A 9132-nucleotide genomic window follows, 5' to 3' on the forward strand; every position below is an offset into this window, starting at 1 on the left:
AGGTTCAGGATCGGGAGGGCAGAGCGGGCGCACGCACCTGCTGCAGCGCGCGGCGGAATTCGCGGACCAGTGTAGCGGCGCGCCGGCCCGCTGCCGCGCTGCCGGGGCCGTCCGGGGCGTAACGCAGCGCCTCCAGCGCGAACAATGCCGCAGCCGCCGGCTGCGCCGCCGTGCCCCAGCGCGCCAGCGCCTGCTCGGCGAGCCGCCGCGGCGTGAGCGGTCCGCGGACCTCGAGGCCCGCGCCCTGCAGCGCGCGCTGCATGTGCCCGAGCGCGCGCAGCCAGGGGTCCTGGCGATGCCGGTCCCACAGCGCCCAGGCCACGCCGAGCAGCGCGGTGCCGCCCGTCAGGCCGGCGAGCAGCAGACCGAGGTGCTCCCAGCCCCGGGAGCGGAAGCCCAGCCCCTTGAGCAGCTCGAGCTGCTGCCCGCGCGAGTAGTTGAGCACCCACTGGTTCCAGCCGTTGTCGATCGCGTCGAAGGTGTGGCGCAGGCGCTGCAGCAGCGAGGGGTCGAAGCCCAAGGTGCGGGTGAGCATGCCGGGCGGCGGCGAGAGGGCGCGCACGTGCTCGATCCGGTCAGGGGCGACGGCGGCGGTCGGGTCCGCGCGCACCCAGCCTCGGCCGGGCTGCCAGTACTCGGCCCAGGCATGGGCATGGCTCTGCCGCACCAGCCAGTAGCCGTCCACGGGGTTGAACTCGGCCCCCTGGTAGCCGGTGACGACGCGCGCCGGCACGCCGAGCGCGCGCATCACGACGACGAAGGCGGCGGCGTAGTGCTCGCAGAAACCCTCGCGCCGGTCGAGCCAGAACTCGTCGATGGCGTGGCGGCCGCGCTCGTCGCCGTAGATCCCGGGGCTCAGCGTGTAGCGGTAGGGCTGGCTGCGGACGTGGCTCAGCAGCGCGTCGGCCAGCGTGTCGGCATCGGCGGTCGCGAAGCGAGGCTCGCGCCGCATCTGCGCGGCCCAGGCCAGCGTGCGCGGGTTGAAGCCCGGTGGCAGGTCGAGGTGTTCCTGCAGTTCGTGCACCGGCTGCAGCGGGCCGTGCGAGAAGCGGGGGTGGGCGCGCGCGCGCAGCCGCACGCGCTCCATCGGCGGCCGCAAGGCGCGCCATGTGAGATCGCGTCCCCGCCACAGCGGCAGCTCCTCGACCGCGGGCGCCTCGGCCGTCATCTCGAGCAGCGGCAGCACCGGCAGCGACGAGGGCTCGAGCGTGAGTTCGTAGGCGAATCCCGGTCCTTCCACGCGCGGGGCCTCGTCCGCGGGCGGCGAGGCGCGGAAGCCGCCCGGCGAGGGGCGCCATTCCCGGCCGTCGAAGCGGCTGAGCACCGGGCCACGGAAGTACAGTGTCGACGGGGCCGGCGGCGGGCCGTCGAAGCGCAGGCGCATCGCGATGCGGTCGTCGAGCGCGAGCTCGGCGACGTCGCCGAGCGCCATGCTGTTGGACAGCCCGGTGCGCCCGGCCGTCGCGTCCTGCGGCAGCCCCCACAGCGGGCCGACGCGCGGGAACAGCAGGAAGAGCGCCGCCATCACCGGCGCGCCGAAGGCCGTCATGCGCGCGGCGATGCCGCCGGCGGCGGCGAGCGTGGGCTGCCCGACCGGCATGTGCGCGAGCACCAGCGCGGTGAGCAGCCCCCAGACCGCGACCAGCATGCCGAGCGCGACGAGCAGGGACTGCGAATAGAGGAAGTGCGTCAGCACCAGGAAGAAGCCGAGGAAGAAGATCACGAACGCATCGCGCCGCGCGCGCAGCTCCAGCGTCTTCAGCGTGATCAGCACCACCACCAGCGTGACGCCGGCCTCCTTGCCGAGCAGGGTGCGGTGGCTCAGCCAGGTGGCGCCGACGGCCACCAGCAGCAGCCCGGCGAGCACCCAGCCGCCGGGCAGCGCCGCGCCGGTCAGCGCTAGGCGCGCCCGCGCCAGCAGCACCACGCCGGCGAGCAGGCTGCACCACAGCGGCAGCTGGCCGGTGTGCGGCGCGATCACCCAGGCGATCACGCCGAGCAGGAACAGGGTGTCGCGCGTCTCGCGCGGCAGGTTGCGCATGCCCGGCCAGGGCAGCCAGCGGCGGGCGGTCGCCGGTGCGTTCATGCCGCGTTCCCCCACAGCGCGAGCGCCTGCAGGCATTCGCGCAGCTGAGCCTCGCCGTGCCCGGGGGGCAGCTCGAGCCCGGGCAGGCGCAGGCCGTAGCGCAGCCCGGCGGCCTCCGCCGCGAGCACCCAGGCGGCGAGGCGCTCGAGCCGGGCCTCGGCGGCGAGCCCGACCGTGGCCTGCCAGTCCAGCCACAGCTGCTGGCGGCCGGCCGGCGCGGTGTCGCGGCTGACGAGCTCGCCGGTCTTCGCCGCCTTCTTCCACACCACGTGCCGCAGCGGGTCGCCGCGGCGGTAGGCGCGCACGCCCTCGGTGTCGCCCGCGTCGCCGCGCCGCGCCGCCGCGCCGCCCGGCAGCACGCCGTCGGCGGGCAGCGGCGGCGCGCCGGGCTCGGGACGTGGGTAGACCAGCACGCGCGCGGCCGGCTGCCAGACGCACCAGACGCGGAAGATGCCGAGCGGGAAGCGCGTCTCGGCGTTCAGCGGCGGCAGCCGCATCCAGCCGCGCCGCGGCGCCTGCACGCTGACATGCGCGCTCGCCCGGGCCTGCGCCGGCACGTCGGTCCAGGTCCAGGCGGCCGGCGCGCCGGGGCGGCCCTGCACGCGCAGCCCGATGCCGTGGCGGGTGCGCCGGGCCGTGCTGGTCAGCGTCACCTCGAGCACCGCCGCCTCGCCGGCGAACACCGCGGCGGGCGCCTTCAGGTGCAGCGTCAGGCCGCGCAGCGTGGCGTGCGTCAGGTGCATGCCGGCGACGGCGCAGCCGGCGAGCAGGAAGGTCAGCAGGTAGCCGAGGCTGAGCTGGTAGTTGATCGAGGCCACCAGCAGCACCGCCAGCGTCAGCCCGAACAGCAGCCCGGGCGCGGTGGGCAGGATGTAGACGTTGCGCTGCGTCAGCGTCAGCGTGTCGGTGGGCGCCAGCCGCGCCAGCCACCAGGCATGCCAGCGCCGCAGCAGGCCCCCCGGTCCCCGTCCGCCTGCGGGGGCGGGCATCGCGGCCGGCGGCTCGATCACCGTGCTCAAGGCAGCGGCACCGAGTCGATCATCGCGCGCACCTGCTCGAGCCGCCCGCGCCCGCTGCCGGCCACCGGCACCAGCCGGTGCGCGATCGCCTGCGGCAGGATGGCCTGGATGTCGTCGGGCGCCACGTAGTCGCGCCGCGCGAGCAGCGCGCGCGCCTTGGCCGCGCGCAGCACCGCGATGCCGGCGCGCGGGCTCAGTCCCTCGACGAACCAGCGCCCCGAACGGGTCGCGGCGATCAGGTCCTGCAGGTAGTCCAGCAGCGGCTCGGCGGCATGCACCTGGCGCACCGCGGCCTGCGCCGCGAGCAGCTCGGCCGGCTTCATCACCGGCTCCAGCGTCTCGATCGCCTCGCGCCGGTCCCGGCCCGAGAGCAGCGAGCGCTCGGAGGCCCGGTCGGGATAGCCGAGCGTGATGCACATCAGGAAGCGGTCGAGCTGCGACTCGGGCAGCGGGTAGGTGCCGAGCTGGTCGCTCGGGTTCTGGGTCGCGATCACGAAGAAGGGCGAGGGCAGCGCGCGCGTCTCGCCCTCGACCGTCACCTGGTGCTCCTCCATCGCCTCGAGCAGCGCGCTCTGCGTCTTCGGCCCGGCGCGGTTGATCTCGTCGGCGAGCAGAACCTGCGCGAACACCGGGCCGGGATGGAACACGAAGGCCTCGCGCGAGCGCTCGTAGACGCTCACGCCGGTCAGGTCCGAGGGCATCAGGTCGGCGGTGAACTGCACGCGCGAGAAGCGCATGCCGAGCGAGACCGACAGCGCCTGCGCCAGCGTCGTCTTGCCCACCCCCGGCACGTCCTCGATCAGCAGGTGTCCGCCGGCGAGCAGGCAGGCGACGCTGTCGCTCACCTGCGTATGTTTTCCCACGATGATCGTGTTAATCTGGTCCACCAGCCGCGTCAGCCGGGCATGCAGTTCGGTGCTCATGCGACGCACGATACCGTAAAAAGAAACGAATCCCGCATCGGTCCGGCCTGCCTGCACGAGATGGTCCTGCATCGGTGGTTGAGATTCGTCAGAAGACGACGAAGAGACATGGCGACTGGCTACTTCAGCCACCCGGACTGCCGGCGGCACGACATGGGCAAGGGGCATCCCGAATGTCCGGAGCGGCTCGACGCGATCGAGGACCGGCTGCTGGCCAGCGGCATCGACATCGCGCTGGAGCGCCGCGAGGCGCCGCTCGGCCGGGTCTCCGACCTGCACCTGGCGCACGCCGCGGCCTACGTCGCCAATCTGAAGGACTTCATGGAGCAGGTGGCGGCGGCCGGCGAGCCGCGCGCCATCGACATCGACACCGTCGTCGGCCCCGGCACCTGGAACGCGGCGCTGCGCGCGGTCGGCGCGGCGGTCGCCGCCACCGACGCGGTGATCGACGGCGAGCTCGAGAACGCCTTCTGCGCGATCCGCCCGCCCGGACACCATGCCGAGCGCGGCCAGGCGATGGGCTTCTGCTTCTTCAACAACGTCGCGATCGCGGCGCGCCACGCGCTCGACGTGCGCGGGCTCAGGCGCGTCGCGGTGATCGACTTCGACGTGCACCACGGCAACGGCACCGAGGACATCCTCCAGGGCGACGAGCGCGTGCTGATGTGCAGCTTCTTCCAGCACCCGCTCTATCCCTTCAGCGGCTCCGAGTCGCCGGCCGACAACATGGTGAACGTACCGGTGCCGGCCTACACCAAGGGGATGGAGATCCGCGAGCTGATCGAGGTGCACTGGATGCCGCGCCTCGAGGCCTTCAGGCCGGAGATGATCTTCGTCTCGGCCGGCTTCGACGCGCACCGCGAGGACGAGCTCGGCCAGCTCGGTCTGGTGGAGGCCGACTACGAGTGGATCACGCACCGGCTGATGGAGGTGGCCGCCCGCCACGCGCAGGGGCGCCTCGTTTCCTGCCTCGAGGGCGGCTACAGCCTGAGCGCGCTCGGCCGCAGTGTCACGGCTCACCTCAGGGTTCTGGCCGGCGTGTAAAGTCCGCGCCTTGTCGCGGCCGGGTGCCGCTTTTTAAGGCGCTGATCTTGAACCTCCTTTCCTCCCGCCTCGCCGGGCCGCAGGCGGCATGACGCAAGCCATGACCTCCGCCGACCTGGCCCGCTTCCTCCACCACCTGCTGCAGCCGACCGCCTTGCTCGAGCTGGGGGCGCTGATCGGCTGCCTCGTGCTCGCCGCGCTCGTGGTGCGGCTGCTGCGCGGCAGCGAGCCCCGCCCCGACTCGATCTGGTTCGGCGAGCGGCTCTTCGACGGCGTGCTCTTCCCCGCCCTGGCGCTGGCGCTGGCCTTCAGCGCGCGCCTGCTCTGGCAGGTGTGGCTGCCGGTCACGGTGTTCCACATCGCGGTCCCGCTGCTCGTGTCGCTGGCGGCGATCCGCCTGTCGGTGCGGGTGCTGCGCGCGGCCTTTCCGACCTCGGCGTGGGCGACGCGCATCGAGCGCACCGTGTCCTGGGGCGCCTGGGCCGCCGCGGCGCTATGGATGACCGGCCTGCTGCCGCTGCTGCTGGCCGAGCTCGACCGCATCAGCATCGGCGCCGGCACCACCCGGCTGACGCTGCGCGCGCTGATCGAGGGCGGCCTGACGGCGATCGTCGTGATGATGCTCGCGCTGTGGGTCTCGGCCGCGCTCGAGAAGCGGCTGCTGCACGGCACCGGCGACAACCTCTCGCTGCGCAAGATGGCGGCGCAACATCGTGCGCTCGCTGCTGCTGTTCGCCGGGCTGATGCTGGCGCTGTCCTCGGTCGGGATCGATCTGACGGCGCTGTCGGTGTTCGGCGGCGCGATCGGCGTCGGTCTCGGTTTCGGGCTGCAGAAGCTCGCGGCCAACTACGTCAGCGGCTTCGTGATCCTCGCCGAGCGGTCCTTGCGCATCGGCGACGTGGTGCGCATCGACACCTTCGAGGGCAGCATCACCGACATCAAGACGCGCTACACGGTGATCCGGGCGCTGAGCGGGCGCGAGGCGATCGTGCCCAACGAGATGCTGATCACGCAGCGCATCGAGAACTCCTCGCTCGCCGACCGCAAGGTGCTGCTCAACACCATCGTGCAGGTTGCCTACGGCACGGATCTGGATGCGCTGCGCCCGGCGATGGCGGAGGCGGTGGGCCGGGTGCCGCGCGTGCTGGCCGACCCTGGTCCCGCGGTGCTGCTGACCAACTTCGCCGCCGACGGGCTGGAGCTGACGGTGAACTTCTGGATCGGCGACCCGGAGAACGGCACGGGCGTGGTGCGCTCCAACGTCAACCTCGCGATCCTCGCGACGATCAATGCGGCCGGCGTCGAGATCCCCTTCCCGCAGCGGGTGCTGCACATCCCCGCCGCAGGCGCACGGACGGCCGAGGCGCTGCAGCAGACGGGGCTGCCGCTGCCGAAGGTGGACGGCCAGGCGACGGCGCAGGACGCGCCGCGCACCGCCCCGGTGGCCTGAGTCCCCGAGTCGCCGGTGCTGCAATGAAAAAAGAGGCCCCTCGCGAGGGGCCTCTTTCCTTCGTGGCGGGGCAGGGCGCCCCGCAAAGGGTGGGCCGGGATCAGGCCACCGCGACCGGGATCTTGCCGATCTTCGCCTTCCACTCCTTCGGGCCCTCGATGTGGGCGCTGGTGCCGCCGGCGTCCACCGCCACCGTCACCGGCATGTCCACCACCTCGAACTCGTAGATCGCTTCCATGCCCAGGTCCTCGAAGCCGACCACCTTGGCCGCCTTGATCGCCTTGGAGACGAGGTAGGCGCTGCCACCCACCGCCATCAGGTAGGCGGACTGGTTGTCCTTGATCGCCTGGATGGCGACCGGGCCGCGCTCGGACTTGCCGACCATCGCGATCAGGCCGGTCTGCTCCAGCATCATGCGCGTGAACTTGTCCATGCGCGTGGCGGTCGTCGGACCCGCCGGGCCGACCACCTCGTCGCGCACCGGATCGACCGGGCCGACGTAGTAGATCACGCGGTTGGTGAAGTCCACCGGCAGCTTCTCGCCCTTGGCGAGCATGTCCTGGATGCGCTTGTGCGCGGCGTCGCGGCCGGTGAGCATCCTGCCGTTGAGCAGCAGGGTCTGGCCCGGCTTCCAGCTCGCGACCTCTTCCTTGGTCAGCGTGTTCAGGTCGACGCGCTTGCTCTTGTTGTAGTCGGGCGCCCACTTCACGTCCGGCCACAGGTCCAGGCTCGGCGGCGTCAGGTACACCGGGCCCGAGCCGTCCATCACGAAGTGCGCGTGGCGCGTGGCGGCGCAGTTCGGAATCATCGCGACGGGCTTCGAGGCCGCGTGCGTCGGGAAGGTCTTGATCTTCACGTCGAGCACGGTGGTCAGGCCGCCCAGGCCCTGCGCGCCGATGCCCAGGGCGTTGACCTTTTCATAGAGCTCGATGCGCAGCTCCTCCAGCTTGTTGCTCGGGCCGCGCTCGAGGAGCTCGTACATGTCGATGTCCTCCATCAGCGACTCCTTGGCCAGCATGACGGCCTTCTCGGCCGTGCCGCCCACGCCGATGCCGAGCATGCCCGGCGGGCACCAGCCGGCGCCCATCTCCGGCACGGTCTTGAGCACCCAGTCGACGAGGTTGTCGCTCGGGTTCATCATCACGACCTTGCTCTTGTTCTCCGAGCCGCCGCCCTTGGCCGCGACGATCACGTCGACGGTGTTGCCCGGCACCACTTCCATGTGGATCACCGCGGGCGTGTTGTCCTTGGTGTTCTTGCGCTCGAAGATCGGGTCGGAGAGGACCGAGGCGCGCAGCGTGTTGTCCGGGTTCAGGTAGCCGCGGCGCACGCCCTCGTTGACGGCGTCGGCGATCGAGCCCTTGAAGCCCTCCCACTTCACGTCCATGCCGATCTTCAGGAACACGTTGACGATGCCGGTGTCCTGGCAGATCGGGCGGCGCCCCTCGGCGCACATCTTCGAGTTGGTCAGGATCTGCGCGATCGCGTCCTTCGCGGCCGGGCTCTCCTCGCGCTCGTAGGCGCGGGCGAGGTGGGCGATGAAGTCGGCCGGGTGGTAGTAGGAGATGTACTGCAGCGCGGCTGCGACGCTTTCGACGAGGTCGTCGTGCTTGATCGTGGTGGTCATCTTTTTCCCAAGAAAATCAACAACTTAGCGTAGTGGTCAGGGCTTGGCGGATTGTTGGGCACAAGCGGGGCAACGGTCTTCGAACGCCTGCTTGAGGTGCTGAGACGGGCTCGTTTTACGCACCGTTTAAACAAATTTGTCGCAGGGAGGTGGCCCTCCTGCGACCCGTCGGATGACCACGCCGTGGCGCCACGGCAACAGAAGATTCTACTGCGTGGCCTCCCACGCACCGGGGTCGTTGCCAGTGGTCAAGAGGAAGAAGAACGGCTATGGCACTGATCAAGAGAGGGGACGTGTGGCACGTCCGCAAGATGGTCGATGGGCACATCCTCGCCCGCTCCACCAAGACCGGCGACAAGAAGTTGGCAGAGCAACTCGCAGCCAAGATGGAGGCCGACTTCCTGAGGGAGATCATCGTCCAAGGCACCAAGCCGGTCACGGTGCATGCGGCCATCGATGCATTCCTGACGGCACGCATCGGCAGTGGAGGACACGAGAACGCCACTACACATTTCAAGCATTGGCGCAAGCTGCCCAACAAGCCGCTGAAGGAGGTGACTCTGCACGAACTGCAGGACATCATTCAGGCGCGGCGTGCAGCCGGAGCGGCGCACAACACGATCGCCACTACGGTGGGCTACTGGAATGCGCTGGTAGGCTTTGCCAAGGCGCAGGGGTGGACTGTTCCGATCAAGCTCCCAGCTATGAAGCAGGAGCGCACCAAGCTTCGCTTTCTAAGCATCGAAGAGGAGGAGCGCATCCTGCATGCTATTAACCCCGGCGGCAACTACCCCGGCCGCAATCCCATCAAGGATGCGCAGCGGGCCGAAAACGCTGATTTGTTCGTGTGTCTGATCCATACAGGGGCTCGTGTCAGCGAAATCATGGAAGCGACTTGGAATCAGGTTGACTTTGATCGTCGCACGGCTCTGTTGCACAAATGAATTGAGGGGGAGCTTCCCCTGACCCCGGGCGGAGTTAT

6 protein-coding genes and 1 pseudogene are annotated in these 9132 nt (G+C 70.6%); 3 read left to right on the top strand and 4 right to left on the bottom strand.

The window, feature by feature from the left end; genetic code table 11:
* Positions 1–4: 4 nt before the first annotated feature.
* From D3A59_RS10280 to D3A59_RS10290, 3 genes are read right to left on the bottom strand one after another with little or no spacing between them, the layout of a single operon-like run.
* A complete protein-coding gene (locus D3A59_RS10280) occupies positions 5–2086 on the bottom strand; it encodes a transglutaminase TgpA family protein (protein WP_119154828.1) in 2082 nt (693 codons plus the stop codon).
* Complete coding sequence (locus tag D3A59_RS10285) at positions 2083–3075, bottom strand: DUF58 domain-containing protein (RefSeq protein ID WP_119154842.1); 993 nt, start codon at positions 3073–3075, stop codon at positions 2083–2085. Before D3A59_RS10285 ends, D3A59_RS10280 begins: the two co-directional genes overlap by 4 nt.
* A gap of 26 nt (positions 3076–3101) precedes the next feature.
* Entirely contained in the window at positions 3102–4028 is a 927-nt protein-coding gene (locus D3A59_RS10290; protein ID WP_119154829.1) for an AAA family ATPase, read from the bottom strand.
* 108 nt (positions 4029–4136) lie between these two features.
* On the opposite strand from D3A59_RS10290, the gene D3A59_RS10295 reads away from it, so the two are divergent.
* The gene (locus tag D3A59_RS10295) at positions 4137–5072 is read left to right on the top strand and encodes a histone deacetylase family protein (RefSeq protein ID WP_119154830.1); all 936 of its coding nucleotides are present in this window, start codon (positions 4137–4139) and stop codon (positions 5070–5072) included.
* A gap of 88 nt (positions 5073–5160) precedes the next feature.
* A pseudogene (locus D3A59_RS26860) lies at positions 5161–6523 on the top strand (mechanosensitive ion channel family protein).
* Between the two features lie 100 nt (positions 6524–6623).
* Here D3A59_RS26860 and D3A59_RS10305 read toward each other — a convergent pair.
* Positions 6624–8150, bottom strand: coding sequence for a fumarate hydratase (locus D3A59_RS10305; protein WP_119154831.1), 1527 nt, complete (start codon positions 8148–8150; stop codon positions 6624–6626).
* Between the two features lie 269 nt (positions 8151–8419).
* Between D3A59_RS10305 and D3A59_RS10310 the strand changes: the two genes are divergently transcribed.
* Complete coding sequence (locus D3A59_RS10310) at positions 8420–9094, top strand: tyrosine-type recombinase/integrase (RefSeq protein WP_119154832.1); 675 nt, start codon at positions 8420–8422, stop codon at positions 9092–9094.
* The last annotated feature ends 38 nt before the right edge of the window (positions 9095–9132 follow it).

The sequence above is a fragment of the Caldimonas tepidiphila genome (assembly GCF_003569765.1).
Classification (GTDB): Bacteria; Pseudomonadota; Gammaproteobacteria; order Burkholderiales; family Burkholderiaceae_C; genus Caldimonas; species Caldimonas tepidiphila.

What these genes read in the sequence shown, in the direction of transcription:
- D3A59_RS10280 (WP_119154828.1), bottom strand. Translation starts at nt 2,086, where the DNA reads ATGAACGCACCGGCGACCGCCCGCCGCTGGCTGCCCTGGCCGGGCATG.
- D3A59_RS10285 (WP_119154842.1), bottom strand. Translation starts at nt 3,075, where the DNA reads ATGCCCGCCCCCGCAGGCGGACGGGGACCGGGGGGCCTGCTGCGGCGC.
- D3A59_RS10290 (WP_119154829.1), bottom strand. Translation starts at nt 4,028, where the DNA reads ATGAGCACCGAACTGCATGCCCGGCTGACGCGGCTGGTGGACCAGATT.
- D3A59_RS10295 (WP_119154830.1), top strand. Translation starts at nt 4,137, where the DNA reads ATGGCGACTGGCTACTTCAGCCACCCGGACTGCCGGCGGCACGACATG.
- D3A59_RS10305 (WP_119154831.1), bottom strand. Translation starts at nt 8,150, where the DNA reads ATGACCACCACGATCAAGCACGACGACCTCGTCGAAAGCGTCGCAGCC.
- D3A59_RS10310 (WP_119154832.1), top strand. Translation starts at nt 8,420, where the DNA reads ATGGCACTGATCAAGAGAGGGGACGTGTGGCACGTCCGCAAGATGGTC.